Source organism: Brenneria sp. L4-2C (genome assembly GCF_040240335.1).
Lineage (GTDB): Bacteria > Pseudomonadota > Gammaproteobacteria > Enterobacterales > Enterobacteriaceae > Brenneria.
The window spans coordinates 156,297-174,604 of the sequence record NZ_JBEIAC010000001.1 but is presented as its reverse complement, the minus strand read 5'-3'; the positions used below and the strand labels follow the sequence as shown (position 1 = coordinate 174,604).

Below are 18,308 nucleotides of genomic sequence, written 5' to 3'. Positions count from 1 at the left end.
GCTCAGACAGGCGGACAATCGGTATCGCCCCGCCCCAGTTCCGGCTGCCATAGAACCTGAACCTGCTGCGGATCGGCGCCGTCCAGCAGGCGCCGGATCATGGCGGCGATCTGTTTACCCACGTTGGTACGGGTGTTTTGAATAATCGGCGTTATCGCGACGTCGATCAGGTTATCATCCGGCAGACCGTCATAAACGATCAGGGATACGCCCTGCTTGCCCAACCGGCCGACTTGCTGTAGCGCGCTGGCCGCGCCTTCACCCAGCATATTGCAGTCGGTGATGATGGCCGTCGGCGGCTCATCCAGCGCCAGCAGCCGCTGAGTGGCGTAGTAGCCGCCGGGCCGATTAGGCTCGGCCTTCTGGATGTAATTCTCCGGTTGCGGCAATAAACAACGGGCCAGCGTATCCGAATAGCCTTGCAGGCGTTGCTCCACATAGGCGAGCTGGGCGTTGGTGCTTAAAAAGGCGATGCGTTGGTGTCCCAATTCAACCAGCCGCTCTACGGCCATGACGGAACCGGCGTAGTTGTCGAAATCAAACCAGGCATAAGGTTGGGATAAATTGCTGCGCCCGAGCGCCAGAAAAGGAAAATTTTGCGCCTGGAGATACTTCAGCCGGTGATCGTCAGGCCTGGTGTGGGCAACCAACAGCGCGTCTACCCGTCGGGTTTGCACCAGACGAGTCAATGACTGGTGCGTTTCGTTGGGTTCGTCAGGAATAAGCAGCAAATCGATACCGAATTTCGCCAGTTCGATGCTGATCCAGCCAATCATTTCCAGAAAGGTCGAATTGTTCAGCACCCGCGGGCGGGACGGATACGCCAGCGCCACCGCATCGGTTTTCCCCATTTTCAGCCGCCGGGCCGTCAGGTTGGGCTGATAGCCTAAACGTTTGGCGGCTTCCACGATCCGTTCCCGCGTCGCGGGCGCGACGTCATCATAACCATTCAGTGCGCGGCTGACCGTGGTAGAGGAAATTCCCAGTTCGCTGGCGATCTTTTTTAATGACATATTCAACCCGGCATCCGATGTTTAAGGGAAGGAAAACGCTCTTGATATACCATTCAATATAAATAAGCTCAATAGGTTACCGCGTCTGCGACCGGCGCCGTCCTTTCTCTTGCCGCCAGACGCCCGACTGCGGCCAATTCTAGCATTTTCCGCACTGACCCCGGTCGCCCAAAATAACAAAACAGCCAAAATTTTTAAGCTCATCACAGATCCGAAACGTTTAGATTCAAAATCTAAACGTTTCGGATGTATGTTTAATGCCGAACGTTGCCAACGGCGACATGCGCATAAACGGCGAAATCGTACTTAGAATGACCAATGCCGCGCACATTTCGCCACGATGAAAGCGCCGGCCTTCTTACCCTTGCGCGACCAGCTACATCATGAGGTGTTTATGAACGAAGTAAGCGAAGAAAAATCCTATCGGGGGAACCGCAATTTCTGGTTGTTCGGGCTCTTTTTCTTCTTCTATTTTTTTATCATGGCCTCCTACTATCCGTTTTTTCCCATATGGCTGCATGATATTAATAATTTAAGCAAGACCGACACCGGGATTGTCTTCGGCAGTATTTCCTTATTCGCTCTGGCTTTCCAACCCATTATGGGGCCATTGTCGGACAAGCTCGGCCTGAGAAAAAACCTGATGTGGATCATCGTCGGGCTGCTGATCCTGTTCGCGCCTTTCTTTATTTATGTTTTCAGCCCGTTGTTAAAATACAATATTTTTATTGGCGCGTTGATTGGCGGCTGTTACCTGGGATTTGTGTTCACCGGCGGTTCTCACGCGATCGAGGCCTATATCGAAAAGGTCAGCCGGCACAGTCATTTTGAATACGGCCGTACCCGCATGTTCGGCTGCATCGGCTGGGCATTGTGCGCCACCGTCGTGGGGATGCTCTATACCGTCAATAATGAACTGATTTTCTGGATGGCTTCCGGCTGTGCGCTGGTGCTGGCCGTATTGCTGTTTTTATCCCGCCCCGATGAGCAGTCGACGGCCTATGTCGTCGATCAACTGGGCGCCAATAAACCCGCATTTAATTTGAAAAATGCCGTTGAGCTGCTGAAAAAACCGGCATTATGGTTCTTCATTCTCTATATCGTGGGCGTACCCTGCATTTACGATGTGTTCGATCAGCAGTTCGCCAACTTTTTCACCTCCTTCTTCGCCACCAAGCAGCAAGGTACTGAAATATTCGGTTTTGTCACGACCGGCGGTGAATTACTGAATGCGACCGTCATGTTTTTCGCGCCGGTCATCATTTCTCGCATCGGCAGTAAAAACGCGCTATTGCTCGCCGGCGCCATTATGTCGATACGCATTATCGGCTCGGCGTTCGCCACCTCCGCCGTCGAAGTCGTCATTCTGAAAATATTGCATATGTTTGAAGTGCCGTTCCTGTTGGTCGGCTCTTTTAAATATATTACCCAGGTATTTGAAGTCCGCTTTTCCGCGACGGTTTATTTGATTGGTTTCTGCTTCAGCAAGCAGTTATCAATGATTTTCATGTCCGTTTTTGCCGGTCGTATGTACGACCATATGGGCTTCCAGGATACCTATCTGGTTCTGGGCTGCATTGTGTTGGCGTTTACCGTGATTTCAGCCTTTACGCTTTCCGGGCATGGCGTCGTTGAAACTATTCGTTCTTATTGCAAAAGTGATAAGCAGATGGTTCAGACGGCGGATAAATCCCGTTTTTAACACATCCACCTCTATGACGAAAAAACCAGCGTCCGCCGCTGACAAATGCGTTAATTTTCTTTGGAGCTGTTATGAATAATATTGTCAGGTTATCCAGTCATGATTCAGATGTTATTTTACGCTGCCATCCGTATGTGGAAATTATCTATTGGGGCAAACACCTGGAAAATTATCGACCGGAGATGATAGAAGCCTTAACCCGTCCGGTGCCTAACAGCCGTTTGGATAACGACGCGCCATTGACGATTTGTCCTGAAACCGGGCGCGGGCTATTCAGCTCGCCGGGGATGGAAGGCAACCGTAACGGTAAAGACTGGTCGCCGGTTTTCACCACGCTGAGCCATTCGATTACCGATAACGGGCTGACGATTATCAGCGAGGATGCGATCGCCGGTTTGCGGCTGGTCAGCGAATTACAGCTTTGTGCGGATAGCGGCGTGTTGAAAACCCGCAATACGTTGACCAATATTCGTCCCGGGCCGTATCGCGTCGACCGTCTGGCCGTTACGCTGCCGTTGCCGGCGCGCGCCAATGAAATCATGGCGTTTAACGGCCGCTGGATTAAAGAGTTCCAGCGCCATTCGCTTAAGCTGGAGCACGGCGGTTATATTCAGGAAAACCGCCGCGGCAGAACCTCGCACGAATACTTTCCGGGGCTGGTCGTGGGCAAAAGCGGGTTCAGCGAACAGCAAGGCGAAGTCTGGGGGCTGCATCTGGCCTGGAGCGGCAACCATCGTTTGCGCGCCGACAGCAAAAGCGACGGCCGTCGTCAGGTACAGGCGGAGGCGCTCTATTTTTCCGGTGAAATTACGCTGGAAACCGATCAAAGCGTCAGCACGCCCTGGGTATATGCCGCCTATTCCGCCGATGGCCTGAACGGCATGAGCCGGCATTTTCACCAGTATGTTCGCCGCCGGATTGTGCCGTCGCTGGCGAATAAGCCCCGCCCCGTTCATTTGAATACCTGGGAAGGGATCTACTTTAAGCACGATCCGGATTACATCATTCGCATGGTGGAGAACGCCGCCAAAATCGGTATTGAACGCTTCATCATCGATGACGGTTGGTTTAAAGGCCGCAATAACGATCTCAGCTCGCTGGGCGACTGGTACATCGATGCGGAAAAATATCCTCACGGGCTGCAACCGGTGATTGATGCGGTCAGAGCGCACGGCATGGAATTCGGCATCTGGGTGGAGCCGGAAATGATCAATGAAGACTCCGATCTGTTCCGCGCTCACCCGGACTGGGTATTGAAGCTGGAGGGTTATCCGATGTTGGTCGGGCGCAACCAAATGTTGCTCGATCTGTCCAATCCACAGGTTTACGACTATCTGCTGGCTCGTCTGGACTGGCTATTGAGCGAACACCGCATAGATTACGTCAAGTGGGACTTCAACCGTGAAGTGGTGCAGCCCGGACATTTAGGCCATCCTTCGCAGGTACGGCAAACCGAACAGTTGTACCGGTTATTTGATCAACTCAATAGCCGCTTCCCGGACGTGGAGTTTGAATCCTGCGCATCCGGCGGCGGTCGGGTCGATTATGAAATATTGCAGCGTTGCCATCGATTCTGGCCGTCGGACAGTAATGATGCGCTCGATCGGCTGCAAATCCAGCGCGGAATGAGTTACTTTTTCCCGCTCGAAGTGATGGGCGCGCATATCGGCGGCAGCCCCTGTCACACCACGTCCCGGCGACACAGCATCAATTTCCGCGGTTTGACCGCATTGTTCGGGCATATGGGCGTTGAACTTGACCCGGTCACTGAACCGCAGTCGGAACAGCAGGCTTTCGCCCGCTATATCGCCTTGCATAAGCAGTTACGTTCCCTGTTGCATAGCGGCGTTCAACTGCGTATCGATCATGCCGATAAAAGCACCCTGATCAATGCGGTCGTCGCGCAGGATCAGCGACAGGCGGTCGTGCTGATCAGCCAGCTCGCCCTGCCGGAATATGCCTTGTGCGGCAGTTTGCAAATCCCCGGACTGAAATCGCAGGCGCAATACCGTCTTGAGGTGTTGGATATGCCCGAGAGTATGCACAAGGACCGGAATAACACCATGAAGACATATCCGGCCTGGCTGAAGCAGCCGATGACCTTGAGCGGCGACTGGCTGGGAAAAGCCGGTATCGCCTTGCCCATCCTCGATCCTGAATCCGCCATCCTGCTTCGCCTGGTCGAAGTGCAATAATCTCAGCCGGATACCGGCCGCCGCGCGCACCCGGCGGTCGGAACCCTTCTGGTATGCATAATCCGCGCCTCTCCGCTCAACCGGCGGTTGTACATTCGGTTACAAGCCGAAACCAATCACTTACGGAAGCGAATTTAATTTCTCTCTATTCTCTCTTCACCGACCCGGATTCGGGTCACGAAACCTGAACGAGTAATGAGGAAATGATAATGAATAAAGTATTGGTTATGATCGCGGGTGCTGCTCTGGGTCTGTCCTCTGTCGTCTTTGCCGCCGGCACCGAATCCAGCGTTCCCGCTCAAGCTACGGCGACGTCGACCACCTCCGCGCCGGCTAAAGCCGCGCATAAAAAACATGTGAAAAAAGCCAAGGCGACAGAACAGCAGGCGCAGGCGACGAAAAAGCATGTGAAGAAGGCCAAACCCGCCGAACAAAAGGCGCAAGCGGCTAAAAAAGCAGCGAAGAAAGCGAAAACGACCAAACCAGCAACGACCACGCCGGCTGCTTGATAGATCATTGGCGTCATTGCGCGGTGACGGACAATAGCCTCATCCCATGATGAGGTTCCGATCGCCGCGCCGACCCGATAACCGTTTCAGCTAATATCAAAACCCGCCACGGTATTAATATCGGCCGGGTCTGTCTTTCATGGGATATCAGATGATGCCACGTCGTTACTCATTTGAAATCACGTTATCTCTGGTGCTCGTCTGTGGATTTATCACCCTGCTCTTCTTTCTATAGTTCATTAGGTTACGGCCGCTCTCCACGTTAAAAAAACAGCATTGGACCTGACCGCTTTCTCATAAAATGCATCTATAGTTATTTAACTTAATTTGTGTAATACGCTGACTTTTAACGTAAGGCTCAACATGCGCATATCAGCCTGGTTGTTATGTTCATTACCTTTTATCGCCTTCTTTTGTCGGGCTGACTCCGATGCCGCGCAGCAAATGCTATTTTTTAATCATGACGATCGGGATCCGGTACCCAATGCGGCGCAGTGGCCCTGGCAGGCCATCGGCCAGCTAGAAACCGCCAGCGGTAATCTGTGTACCGCCACCTTAATTTCGCCGCATCTGGCGTTGACCGCCGGTCATTGCATGCTGGTGCCGCCTGACGGCAAAGCAGACCGGCCTGTCGCGCTGCGTTTTCTCGCCACGGACAAGGGCTGGCAGTATGAAACAACGGAGATTGAGGCATGGGTAAACCAGAAACTCGCCCGAACGCTGGAAGCGGATGGCGACGGCTGGATTGTTCCCCCGCCGGCGGCGCCGTGGGACTATGCCTTGATTCGGCTAAAACACACGCCACCGGATATTGCGCCGCTCCCCCTATGGTCTGGCAGCCGCCGTGAATTAGCGCTGTCATTGGGTCTCTATGGTCAGCGCGTCACACAGGCCGGCTATCCGGAAGATCATCAGGACACCCTTTATCGTCATCAGGATTGTCTGATAACCGGCTGGGCGCAACCGGCGGTGTTATCGCACCAATGCGATACGTTACCCGGCGATAGCGGTTCCCCCTTGATGCTGCACGCCGCATCGGGATGGGTTATCGTCGCCATTCAAAGCTCCGCGCCCGCGCCCAGCGATCGCGCCAGTGCGGATAATCACGCGCTTTCCGTTACAGCCATTCGCGATACGTTGGAAAAACAGGCGAGCTCAGCTACATTATTAACGCCGTAGCGCAATATATTTTACAACTCAAATAAATTCTTTTTCACTGATGCACAACCAGGGATAAATCATTCGTCCGAATAACCCCCTATTTTATGCATTATTATCGCCGTAAATAACGACGTCCGACGAGTGTCGAAAAACGCACGAACCATTAACACGCAACTCATTAATGCATAACGGTTTATATAAAAAATAAATATTAATGCCAATTATTATCAGCAAGGAAATTATTGATTTAACTTTATTTTCATTGCCATTAAGCAAAATTTTCTTTTATTTATTCCGTTAAAGAGATCCCTGTCCGCTATAGCTCTGGAATCGACTACCCTATTATTATCCATACATGTTATTGTGTAAGGATAGCTTTAATTTAATTTTACAATAGCTATGGTTGCAGGACAGGAGGAGCCAGCATGTTGAGACATTTGAGCCATGATGAAAAAAAACGCATGCAGACTCTAGATACATTACAGGATCTTGATATCTCTCAAGATGAGATTCTTAATAAGCTTACCGCGCTGGCTTGCCAGGTATTGAAAATGCCCACGTCATTGGTGACATTGAGCGGTTCCCACAAACAGCACGTCAAGGCGAAAACCAATTTCGCCTTGCAGGAAATGGAAAAATTAGGCTCCTTCGATCAATTCACGGCGCAGACCGGCTGTTTTCTTATCTGTCAGGATGCGATGAGGGACGAGCGCTTTAAAAAAAGTCCTTACGTTTCAGGCGCGCCCTATATTCGCTTTTATGCCGGCATTCCCCTTTTCACCGAAGAAGGTTACGCCATCGGTACGCTGTGCGTCATCGATTACGTACCCCGTACTTTCAGCATGTTCCAACTGCACACGCTTAAAAATTTAGCAAACATCGCCATGTCATTGATTAATTACCGTAATGCGATCGGCCTGGTTGATGCGGTGACGATGCTGCCAAATCGTCAGCAGTTGATTGAAGACATTAACCACATGACGGACATCCATGAGAATTATTTTTTATTTCTCATTGAATGCATTGATGTTTCTTATGCGTATCAGATGAGCCGCGCGCTGGGAATGCCGACGGTGGAAGCCATGTTGAAAGACATCGGCATGTTTTTGCGTTTGTCCTTCAATTTCCGGGAAAATGTTTATTGTACGGCATTAGGCCGCTATGCATTGCTGATCAAAGCGGAGCGGAAAGAACAGATCCTGGCGAAACTCGACGAGTGCGCCGACCGCATCCAGGAAAGTATTATCAGCCATATTCCGTTGAAACTGGAATTATTCGTCGGCTATACGGAATTTAAAATTCCGGTGAGCGATCCGCAGCGCATCCTGCGTGAATCAATGAGCGCGCTGTACGATGCGATTAACAACAATACGCGCCAGCGCGCTTATCATGAAAGCAGCGACAAGGCTCAGCAGTTGGCTTTTACCCTGCTCAACGAGCTTACCGATGTATTACAGCATGATAAGCCCGGACTATATCTGGTTTATCAGCCGAAACTGCATATCCGCACCCGCAAGGTGATTGGCGCGGAAGCGCTGCTGCGCTGGCATCAACCTGAGTTAGGCAACGTTTTTCCAGATAGGTTTATTCCGTTGGCGGAAGGCACCACTTTAATGCAGCCATTAACGGAATGGGTTATTCGGCAAGCCGCGCGTCAGGTAACAATATGGCGTCGGGCCGGGATATTATTTCCCATATCCGTCAACGTCGCCGCCAGTAATTTCGCTGAAGAAAATTTCACTGCGCGGTTAATTAACAACCTTGAGGCTCATGGTTTAACCTCGTCGGATATTGAACTGGAATGTCTTGAAACGCAAAAAATTGTGGAAAGCTCCAAGGCGCTGGCCACCATTATCGAACTCAAACAACATGGCTTTACCCTATCTCTGGATGATTTCGGCGCCGGTTACAGTAATTTAAATTACCTGAAGAATATTCCGGCCACGACAATCAAGCTGGATAAGTCGCTGATTCAGGATATTAAAAACGATCTGGATAGTCGCACCATTGTTGAATCGATTATCGACATGCTGCACAAATTAAATTACCAGGTTCTCGCCGAAGGCGTGGAAGATAACGAGACGCTGGATTACCTCGACAGTTTTGGCTGCGATGAGGTGCAAGGTTACTATTTCTCCCGGCCGCTGCTGCCGGAGGATTTCATCGCGTGGCTCCATCATCATGAAGCGCGGATAACGGCATAAAAACCAAACCTATATAGATGAGCGCAAGAAGAGTATAAAGGGTGAAACCAGACACCCTGAATTCAGTTGCGTAGGCTTTTTATGAGCATTTTTGACAATCAACAAGATATCAATGACCTGCAACAGGCCATTACCCTGCTTGAGGCGCCTTCAATCGCCATACAACTGGCGAATCTGGTGGGCGGGCCGATTGAATGGAGTTTGTCCAAACTGCCTAACCTGGTGAAAAATAAGGTGCAGAGCGTGGTGCATAGCGCATTGCATAAATCGGTTGATGCCGCGCTCTATACCATGAACGACGATCCGAAAAGAGCATCGTCGCCTAAAACGCATAAGCTGGCCGCCGCCACGTCCGGCGCCGTCAGCGGTTTTTTTGGCGCGGCCGGCTTACTTATCGAACTGCCTATCAGCACCACGATTATGATGCGTTCAGTCGCCGATATCGCCCGCGGCGAAGGTTTTTCGTTGGCGGATCTGTCGGTCAAGGCCGCCTGTGTGGAAGTGTTTGCGCTTGGCGGTCGCGCCAGTAATGATGACGCCGCCGAGTCCGCTTATTATGCTTCGCGCGCGGTGCTGGCCGACATCACCAAACATGCCTCGCGAGAGCTTATCGATATCGCCAGTAAAAAAGGCGCGGAAAAAGCATCGGCGAAAATCACGACCTCGCAGGCGGGGAAAACGCTGGCCAGGGTGATCGATGCGGTAGCCACGCGACTGGGCATCACCATTACGGAAAAAATGGCCGCGCAAATCGTGCCGGTTATCGGCGCGGCGAGCGGCGCCGCCATTAATACGCTGTTTATCAACCATTATCAAAACATGGCGAAAGGACATTTCATCGTTAAACGTCTGGAACAAAAGTATGGCGAAGATGAAATCAAGGCGGTCTATCTGCGTTTCAGGGGAGATATTCAGCCGGTCTGAGTAAGCGGCAGGCCGTGATACGCGGGGCGGCAAGACGGCTTATCGGCGTGACAAGCCGTCGCCGCCTGTCATCACCGTCCCAGTTGGCTATTGGCCATCATGTCCAGACTGAGCGGGCCGGAAAAATCAAAACGGCGTGAGCCGTAATCCATATTATCCAGGTTATCGCCGCTGGTCTGGGCATCCGGGGCTCTAATGCGCTCCGCCTCTCTGCGTATGTTGTTTATCTCTTGCCAAAATGTATCCAGCGGCATTTCCCGGTTGGCGACGGCAATGTGTAAATCATTCGCTCTGAGTCTTAGTTGATCCGCCGTTTCGGAATTTCTATGATCTTTGAAAAGATCTTTCATTTCATCAGCCAACTGCCCGCTAGCACGATAGAGCGCATTCCATTGCTGCGTACGGGCAGGATCCGCATGCTGCTGCGCGGCGGCTCTGGCCGGCGTGGCCGTCGGCGTGTTGCCGACCGGTGGACTGTAAGTACGGCTGGTGGAGGATATACATCCCATAACTCTCTCCTTATTTTACTGAGAAACAACGCGCAACGACAGGACACCGACTCTCCCGTTCACGGGGGAATAGTCCTGCGCGGCGACGTCCGGATTGGTGATTAACGCTGAGTGTGTGGCATCAAGTCCCGTTTGGTTCCCGCGCTAAGGAGATTTTTTTTCGTTCCGCACAGATCGCGTCATGGCGTGCTCTGCGCGCTCATCCATATTCTTTACCACCGGCCGGAGGCGCCGCCGCCGCCGCTGGATCCACCTCCGCCGCTAAACCCGCCGCCGCCTCCTCCTCCTCTGCGGCCCCCGCCGCTTCCGCCGCCTTTTATCTTCATCTGCGCAAGCAGGCTCAGTAGCGGCTGTCCTATCAGCAGGAGAACAAAAGAGGCAATCAGCATGGTGATAAAACGGAAGATATCGTAGGCGTTATGGATCCCCCGGCCGAAAATCAGGCTGAACAGTACGCCGACGACGGTTAGCGTCACTGCCGACTTCAAGGCGCGTAAAAAATAATTACTCCTCGGGAAAACCCACAGCGGCAACATTATCATGCCGATACACCACAGTTTGAAACCGACGTCGCTGTATGGCGGATAATAGTCGTCGGCCGGTGATTCAGACGACGCTGGCAGCGGTTCGCCGTTAATCAACGCGCCCAGGGACTGCACGCCCTGCTGAATGCCGCCGAAATAATCGTTCTGGCGAAAGAGCGGCGTCATCGTATCGCGAATAATGCGTCCGGCCTGCACATCGGTGATTTTGCCTTCCAGACCATAACCGACCTCAATACGCAGGGTTCGATCCTGAAGCGCCACCAGCAGCAACACGCCGTCGTCACGCGTTTTATCCCCCAGTTTCCACTGATCAAACACCCGAATGGCGAACTGTTCGATGGAGTCATCGCCGGTGGTAGGCAATATCAGCACCGCCAACTGGGCGTGAGTCGTTTGTTCCAACTGCCTCAGTTCGCTTTCAAGCTGCTGTCGCTGGCTTGCGCTCAGGGTTTGCGTCAAATCCGTTACGCGCTGATGCAACGCCGGCACCGGCACGGTTTCCGCTCTGGCTACGCACAGCGTCAGGCAACATAACAGCAACGCGCCTATCCATTTCATTTATATTCTCTCCTGAATAATGTATATGCCATGATCCGGCGACACGTATTACCAACCATCACCGCCGCCACCACCGCCACCGCCACCGCCACTGTCGCCGCCCCCGTCCCCGCCGCTGCTCATCGGCGAGTCTGAATCGGTGACAGCGGCCGAAGTCACCATTACGTTAAGCGCGCTGAGTTGCGCCCAGGTCAGCGGGCCATTCTGGTCAGCCCAGCGGCAATGTTCCCCCAGTTGACGCACCAGCTCGGATTGCTCCGCATTATCCAGATTCAGCGCCAGCGCATAAGGCAACAGGCTTTGCCGTTGTTCGGCCATCGCCGCGGAAAGCGTCCCCGCCGCCGATGTTGCCGTGAGTTCCCGCAAGAGCGCCTTCAATCCCGCCACCTTGGCCAGATACCGTTCACCTTCCGGGGTATAGGGCGGCAGTATGAAATAATAATAGAACAAGGAAAAATACAGCGGTGACAGCATCCCCAATAGCGCGCCGGCCGGCATATTGGCAAGCTGGTTGTCGATAAAGATAAAACAAAACAGCAGCGTCAAAAGTATGTTCCTCAGCAGGAGAAGGCTCATTTTACCCCACGCCGAATAGGGACTGCCGCCGGGAATGCGCGCCTCTTGTTCGCATTCATGCAGAGAGATATGCAGCAGCGCAAACAGAATGCCGACAACCACCAGGGCGAAAAGCATCATCAGGGTAGTGTCAAAGTCGTCGGCGTAAAACAGACTGATACACAACGATAACAACGCGGCGAAGAAGCCTCCCCAACTGAATCGGCTGCGCCGATAAAACAGCTTGCGGGCGTAATGTTGGGAGTAATACTCGTTCATCGCCTGATTGGCCGGTACCAGTTGATTTCGAACGGACAGTTCGATCACGCCATTTTTCTGCTTTTGCAAGGTTCGCCATAATAATTGCAACGCCGGCGTCAGCGCGGCGACCGTTTCATTCCGGTCCGGAAGAACGATCAGGCGAGCTTTCGCCCGCTCTTCGCTGCCCGGTTCCCAGCGCAGCAGCCCCTTATCCACCAGACAGAGCAGATCGCCCGTAAAGGCGCTCATGCAATGAATGTCCTCCATCACATACGACGCCAGTCCCGGCGTCACTTCCGGCGGCAGATGTTTTTTATCCAGCGGTAACCTGACAACGCGAGGCATAGGACGGGACAATCGATAACCCAGGCAATAGATCATCAGCAGGCCTGTTGGAATAAACAGATAGAGCATATCGCGATCAGGCACCAGAGCATGTCTCAGCGCCAACGTGATAATGGTCGGTATTTGCAGCAAAAATTCCAATACCCATGTCAGCGTTGCGATTAATGACGCCACGGCATCGTTTATCGTGAAACTTGGCGGGGTGGGAAAATCCTTTTCAGGCCATGCCACATGAACGATCATGCCCTGATGCGGCGCCAGAAAATTGTTGTTGGTGATAGCGCCGGATGGCGTCACGGTCACATTATCGAATCGCGTACCGGATTCGAGAACCTGTAATCGTCGGTCCCGCCCTTCACGATTGATATACCATTGAGCTTCCGGCAGATTGATATGGAAATTAACCCGCTCAATGGTAAACGGCCAGCCATCGCCGGTTACATGCCACATCAGTTCATACCGGCCGTCACGGCGAATAAGCCCATTCGTTACACTGTAACGAATTACATAGGTATGCTCTCCCTTCGCCAGTTCACGATCTGCGTGGCCAAAACGCCAGATGACGCTTTCAGCGTTCCGCTCTTCATGATGGGATTCGGAGTGTCCGTCCAACGTGGCGTCCAGCAGTTGATAGTCAGCCAATAGTCGCTCGCCGTAAGGGGGTCGCCAGTGAGAAGGCAGTATACGTAAGATACCGTGCCGAATCCGCTCGCCGCCATGGTTGAAGTGCAGCGATTCGGTTACCAGCATGCTGCCGTCAATGTTGATATCGACCCGAACGTTAAAATCGAGGATCTTGTCTTCGGCGGCGTTCGCGTCCGGCAGCCACACCACGCTCAGCAGCAGCAACACCAGTGCATGAAAAAATAAACCGGCGGGTAAAACTCGAATCTTTACAATCACGTAACGCATTCCTTTTTGGCTACGGGCGAGCGAACCTTCCTCTGCCGGGAGCGGCAAAAGCGTCCATCAGAAGGCGGCATTATCCTCCAGCGCGGTGCGGCATTGCAATCAACGGCGGCATATCGCGCGGCACGATGCCCCTGTTGGGGGATGATGTGGGTTATTTGAACCTTTTTCGCCAGATAAGATAAACTTCACAGCGGATTCCATTTTAATTCTCTTAGCAAGGATAGTGATATGCGCCGTATTTTTTTGCTTGTCCTCAGCGTTTTCCTGCTCTCAGGCTGTGGCTATAACGACATACAAAGCAGTGATGAAAAAGTGACCGCCGCCTGGGCGGAAGTGCTCAATCAGTATCAACGGCGGGCCGACCTGGTGCCGAATCTGGTCGCTACGGTAAAAGGTTATACCAATCATGAGTCAGAGGTGCTGATCCAGGTCACCGAGGCGCGTAGCCGAGTGGCCGGCGCGACCCAGCAGATCAATCAGAAACCGGACGATCCCGCCGCGCTGCAACAGTGGCAACAGGCGCAGGCCCAGTTGGGCGGCGCGCTCTCCCGTCTGCTGGTCGTCAGCGAACGCTATCCCGAACTGAAAGCAGACAGCCTGTATAAAGATCTGATGGTGCAGTTGGAAGGCACGGAAAACCGCATTGCGGTCGCCCGCGGTCGCTACGTTGAAGCCGTGCAGCATTACAATACCCAGATTCGTCAGTTCCCCGGCGTGCTGGTCGCCAAGATAATGGGCTACAGCCCGAAACCCAGCTTCCAGCCGGAAAATGAAGCCGCCATCAAACAGGCGCCTGTCGTCAATTTCGACAACGGCGCCGCACAACGTCCCTGAGTACACCCGGCATTGCCCGTTCATTCACGGGCAATGCGCCATACCACGAAAATCGACAGGCGTCGCCTTAAGCCGCGCGGTCAGGCGTCAATCTGCTCCATCGCCTGCAACACCCGCTTGTCCGATATCGGAAACGGCGTTCCCAACTGCTGGGCGAAATAGCTCACGCGCAATTCTTCAATCATCCAGCGCACCGCTTTGACGTCGTCGTCGTCACGGCGTTCGACCGGCAGTTTATTCAACCACTGCCGCCAGGCCTGCTGTACCCGCTCCACCTTCAGCATCTGCGCTCGGTCGCGATGCACATCCAGCGCCAGCTTTTCCAGCCGGCGATCGATCGCCTGCAAATAACGCAGCACATCCGGCAGGCGCCGCCAGCCGTTGGCGGTAACGAAACCGCGGAATACCAGGCCGTCGAGCTGGCTCTTTACATCGCTCAGCGCCAGCGCCATCGCCATATCAACCCGACCTTTCAGCCGCTTGTTGATCGCGAAGACCGCCGTCAGGACCTGCTCCACCTGTTTGGCGATGTCGACCACCGTATCATTAAGCTCGGCGCGCACTTTTTCATGCAGACGCGTGAATTCATCTTCCTGCCAGACCAGCCCGCCGAACTCGGTAATCAGTTTATCGACCGCGCAGGCAATACAGTCATCAATCAGATCGAGCACTTTGCCGTAAGGATTGAAATACAGACCCAGCTTCGCCTTGTTCGGCAGTTTTTCGTGCAGATACTTAATCGGCGACGGAATATTCAGCAGCAGCAAGCGCCGCAATCCCTGACGCATAACCTGCTGTTGCTGATGCGGCGTATCAAATAAGCGGATCGCCACGCTGTCCTTTTCATCCACCAGCGCCGGATAAGCCTTCACGGAATAGCCGCCGCGCTTCTGTTCGAAGCAATCCGGCAGCGAGCCGAAGCTCCAGACATGCAAATCACGCTGCTCCAGCCCGTCGTCAACCACCTCGGACAACGTCTGCTGCACCTTGTCTTTAAGCAGCTCTTTCAGCGCATTGAGATCTTTACCTTCCCGCAGGGTACGGTTTTTATCATCCAGTACGCGGAACGTCATTTTGAGATGATCGGGCACCTGTTCCCAATGCCACTCTTCACGCGGCACGGTGACGCCCGTCATCAGTCGAAGCTCGCGCTCCAGCGCATCCAGCAGACCTTTTTGCAATGGCTCGACCCGTGCCAGAAACGCGTCGGCATAATTCGGCGCCGGCACGAAATTACGCCGTATCGGTTTGGGTAAGGATTTGATCAGGGCGATAACCAACTCGCGCCGCACGCCGGGGATCTGCCACTCAAATCCCTCTTCCCGCACCTGATTAAGGATCGGCAACGGAATATGCACCGTGACGCCGTCGGCGTCGGTTCCCGGCTCGAACTGGTAGGACAAACGCAGTTTCAGACTGTCCTGATGCCAGAAGTTCGGATAATCCAACGCGCTGACGCTATCCGCCCCGTCTTTGATCAGCATACTTTTTTCAAAGTTCAGCAGATCGGCATCCTCATGGCTGGCGGTTTTCCACCACTTGTCGAAATGTCGCGCCGAAATAATATCGTGCGGCAAACGCCGATCGTAAAAGGCGAACAGCGTTTCATCATCCACCAGAATATCGCGACGGCGGGATTTATTTTCCAGCTCTTCCACTTCCGCCAGCAATTTCAAATTAGCGCGGAAAAATGCGTGCCGGGTTTGCCAGTCGCCTTCCACCAGCGCATGGCGAATAAACAGCTCTCGCGCCAATACCGGGTCGATCTGGCTGTAATTCACCTTGCGCGCCGCTACAATCGGCAAGCCGAACAGCGTGACTTTTTCCTGCGCCATCACCACGCCCTGCGCTTTTTCCCAGTGCGGATCGCTATAGCTGTGTTTAATCAGATGCTGCGCCAACGGCTCAATCCATTCCGGCTCGATGCGCGCCGCGATACGTCCCCACAGTCGGCTGGTTTCCACCAGCTCGGCGACCATCGTCCATTTAGGCGGTTTTTTGAATAACCCTGAACCGGGGAAGATGGCGAAACGCGCATTGCGCGCGCCGCTGAATTCCTGTTTGTCGATATCCTTCTGGCCGACGTGCGACAGCAGGCCGGTCAGCAAGGCGCAGTGGATGCTGCGGTAATCGGCGGGTTCGCTGTTGATCGGCAAGCCCAACTCTTTCACCACCTGACGCAGCTGCGTGTAAATATCCTGCCACTCGCGCACGCGCAGATAGTTCAGATAATCGCTGCGGCATAAACGGCGGAACTGACTGGAAGACAAGGCTTTTTGCTGTTCGCGCAGATAGTCCCACAGCTTGACGAACGCCAGGAAATCGGATTCTTTATCAGCGAAACGCCGATGTTTTTCATCCGACGCCTGTTTCTTATCCAGCGGCCGCTCGCGCGGATCCTGAATGGACAGCGCGGCGGTAATCACCATCACCTCGCGCACGCAGCTGGTGCGACGCGCTTCCAGCACCATCCGCGCCAGACGCGGATCGATGGGCAACTGCGACAACTGCCGTCCCAGCGGCGTTAAGCGATAGTGGCCATTTTCGTCCAGCGTAATCGCGCTCAGCTCTTCGAGCAGCCGCACGCCATCCTGGATATTGCGTTTATCCGGCGCTTCCACAAAAGGAAACGCCGCGATATCGCCCAACCCCAGCGCCGTCATTTGCAGAATGACGGACGCCAGATTGGTGCGCAAAATTTCAGGGTCGGTAAACTCGGGGCGCGACAGAAAATCCTGTTCGGAATAGAGCCGGATACAGACCCCGGCGGCCACACGCCCGCAGCGCCCTTTTCGCTGATTGGCCGAAGCCTGAGAAATGGGTTCGATCGGCAAGCGCTGTACTTTGGTGCGAAAACTGTAACGGCTGATGCGCGCCGTGCCGGGATCGATAACGTAGCGGATGCCCGGCACGGTCAGCGAGGTTTCGGCCACGTTAGTCGCCAGCACGATGCGGCGGCCGTGGTGCGACTGGAATACCCGGTTCTGCTCCTGATTCGAGAGACGCGCATACAGCGGCAGGATCTCGGTATGGGGCAAATCCAGCTTGATTAAAGCATCGGCCGTATCGCGGATTTCCCGTTCGCCGCTCATAAAAATCAGGATATCGCCCGGCCCTTCGCGCCCCAGTTCATCCACCGCGTCAAAGATCGCCTGTAGCTGATCGCGGTCGCTGTCTTCGGCCTCTTCCACCACCGGACGATAGCGGACATCGACCGGATAGGTTCGTCCGGAAACCTCGATAATCGGCGCATTGGCGAAATGGCGCGAAAAACGCTGGGGATCGATGGTGGCCGAGGTAATAATAATCTTTAAATCAGGGCGTTTCGGCAGCAACTGGCGTAAATAGCCCAGAATGAAATCAATGTTCAGACTGCGTTCGTGCGCTTCATCGATAATCAGGGTGTCATACTGCATCAACAATCGATCCTGCTGAATTTCCGCCAGCAGAATACCGTCGGTCATCAGTTTCACCAGCGTATTGTCGCCCACCTGATCGTTAAAACGGACTTTGTAACCCACGCAGCCGCCCAGCGGCGTTTCCAGTTCGGCGGCGATACGATCGGCCACCGTTCTGGCGGCCAGACGCCGGGGTTGCGTGTGGCCGATCAGCCCGCGCACGCCGCGTCCCAGCTCCAGACATATTTTCGGTAGCTGCGTGGTTTTACCCGATCCGGTTTCCCCCGCCACGATAATGACCTGATGTTCGCGCAGCGCATTCAGGATATCGTCTTTTTTCTGACTGACGGGCAACTGTTCCGGATAACGGATGGCGGGACGGCTGGCTCGCCGGTTTTCCACCCGCTGGCGCGCGACGGCGATCTCACCTTCAATTTCCTGTGCGATGGCGAGCTGCGCTTTCGGGTCGCCGACTTTCCCGGCGCCCTGTAATCGACGGCGCAGGCGATGCCCATCGCGGAGCATTAACTCACTGAGCTGCGAAGATAATGCGTTGAGAGGTGATTTCACGTTGCTATTCCTTATTGCTTGCTTCATCGGCGGGATGATCTTACGCCATGATGTCTTTCAGTTTTTCGGCGGGCATGGTAGCACATTCGCGACCGGAGCTATAACCGGGCGGG

The 18,308-nt window shown here is 53.8% G+C and carries 13 protein-coding genes; 8 read left to right on the top strand and 5 right to left on the bottom strand.

The features are described 5' to 3' along the window. Positions 1 to 2: 2 nt before the first annotated feature. Entirely contained in the window at positions 3 to 1,013 is a 1,011-nt protein-coding gene (locus tag ABRZ26_RS00815; RefSeq protein ID WP_319602360.1) for a LacI family DNA-binding transcriptional regulator, read from the bottom strand. Between the two features lie 394 nt (positions 1,014 to 1,407). Between ABRZ26_RS00815 and ABRZ26_RS00810 the strand changes: the two genes are divergently transcribed. The 7 genes from ABRZ26_RS00810 (at position 1,408) to ABRZ26_RS00785 (ending at position 9,708) form a co-directional block, all read left to right on the top strand. Further along, complete coding sequence (locus ABRZ26_RS00810; protein WP_319602359.1) at positions 1,408 to 2,715, top strand: MFS transporter; 1,308 nt, start codon at positions 1,408 to 1,410, stop codon at positions 2,713 to 2,715. Positions 2,716 to 2,786: 71 nt separating this feature from the next. Next, positions 2,787 to 4,910: an alpha-galactosidase gene (locus ABRZ26_RS00805; RefSeq protein WP_319602358.1), complete on the top strand. Its 2,124-nt coding sequence runs from the start codon at positions 2,787 to 2,789 to the stop codon at positions 4,908 to 4,910. Between the two features lie 209 nt (positions 4,911 to 5,119). Then, complete coding sequence (gene asr, locus ABRZ26_RS00800) at positions 5,120 to 5,419, top strand: acid resistance repetitive basic protein Asr (RefSeq protein WP_413556070.1); 300 nt, start codon at positions 5,120 to 5,122, stop codon at positions 5,417 to 5,419. Positions 5,420 to 5,558: 139 nt separating this feature from the next. Next, positions 5,559 to 5,654, top strand: a complete 96-nt coding sequence (locus tag ABRZ26_RS25080; protein WP_502881489.1) for a hypothetical protein — start codon at positions 5,559 to 5,561, stop codon at positions 5,652 to 5,654. A gap of 128 nt (positions 5,655 to 5,782) precedes the next feature. Beyond that, on the top strand, positions 5,783 to 6,598 hold the full coding sequence (locus ABRZ26_RS00795) for a trypsin-like serine peptidase (RefSeq protein WP_319602357.1): 816 nt from the start codon (positions 5,783 to 5,785) through the stop codon (positions 6,596 to 6,598). A 407-nt stretch (positions 6,599 to 7,005) separates the two neighbouring features. Then, a complete protein-coding gene (locus ABRZ26_RS00790) occupies positions 7,006 to 8,784 on the top strand; it encodes a sensor domain-containing phosphodiesterase (protein ID WP_319602356.1) in 1,779 nt (592 codons plus the stop codon). 81 nt (positions 8,785 to 8,865) lie between these two features. Further along, positions 8,866 to 9,708: an EcsC family protein gene (locus ABRZ26_RS00785; RefSeq protein ID WP_319602355.1), complete on the top strand. Its 843-nt coding sequence runs from the start codon at positions 8,866 to 8,868 to the stop codon at positions 9,706 to 9,708. A gap of 71 nt (positions 9,709 to 9,779) precedes the next feature. Here the strand turns inward: ABRZ26_RS00785 and ABRZ26_RS00780 are convergent, their stop codons facing one another. The 3 genes from ABRZ26_RS00780 to ABRZ26_RS00770 form a co-directional block, all read right to left on the bottom strand. Next, entirely contained in the window at positions 9,780 to 10,217 is a 438-nt protein-coding gene (locus ABRZ26_RS00780) for a hypothetical protein (RefSeq protein ID WP_319602354.1), read from the bottom strand. Positions 10,218 to 10,429: 212 nt separating this feature from the next. After that, positions 10,430 to 11,320, bottom strand: a complete 891-nt coding sequence (locus ABRZ26_RS00775) for a TPM domain-containing protein (protein ID WP_319602353.1) — start codon at positions 11,318 to 11,320, stop codon at positions 10,430 to 10,432. Positions 11,321 to 11,368: 48 nt separating this feature from the next. Beyond that, entirely contained in the window at positions 11,369 to 13,384 is a 2,016-nt protein-coding gene (locus ABRZ26_RS00770; RefSeq protein ID WP_319602352.1) for a DUF2207 domain-containing protein, read from the bottom strand. A gap of 237 nt (positions 13,385 to 13,621) precedes the next feature. Here ABRZ26_RS00770 and ABRZ26_RS00765 point away from each other — a divergent pair, with 237 nt between their 5' ends. Continuing rightward, a complete protein-coding gene (locus ABRZ26_RS00765; RefSeq protein WP_319602351.1) occupies positions 13,622 to 14,227 on the top strand; it encodes a LemA family protein in 606 nt (201 codons plus the stop codon). An 80-nt stretch (positions 14,228 to 14,307) separates the two neighbouring features. On the opposite strand, the gene hrpA is transcribed toward ABRZ26_RS00765, so the two are convergent. After that, on the bottom strand, positions 14,308 to 18,195 hold the full coding sequence (hrpA, locus tag ABRZ26_RS00760) for an ATP-dependent RNA helicase HrpA (RefSeq protein ID WP_319602350.1): 3,888 nt from the start codon (positions 18,193 to 18,195) through the stop codon (positions 14,308 to 14,310). Between the last annotated feature and the right edge of the window lie 113 nt (positions 18,196 to 18,308).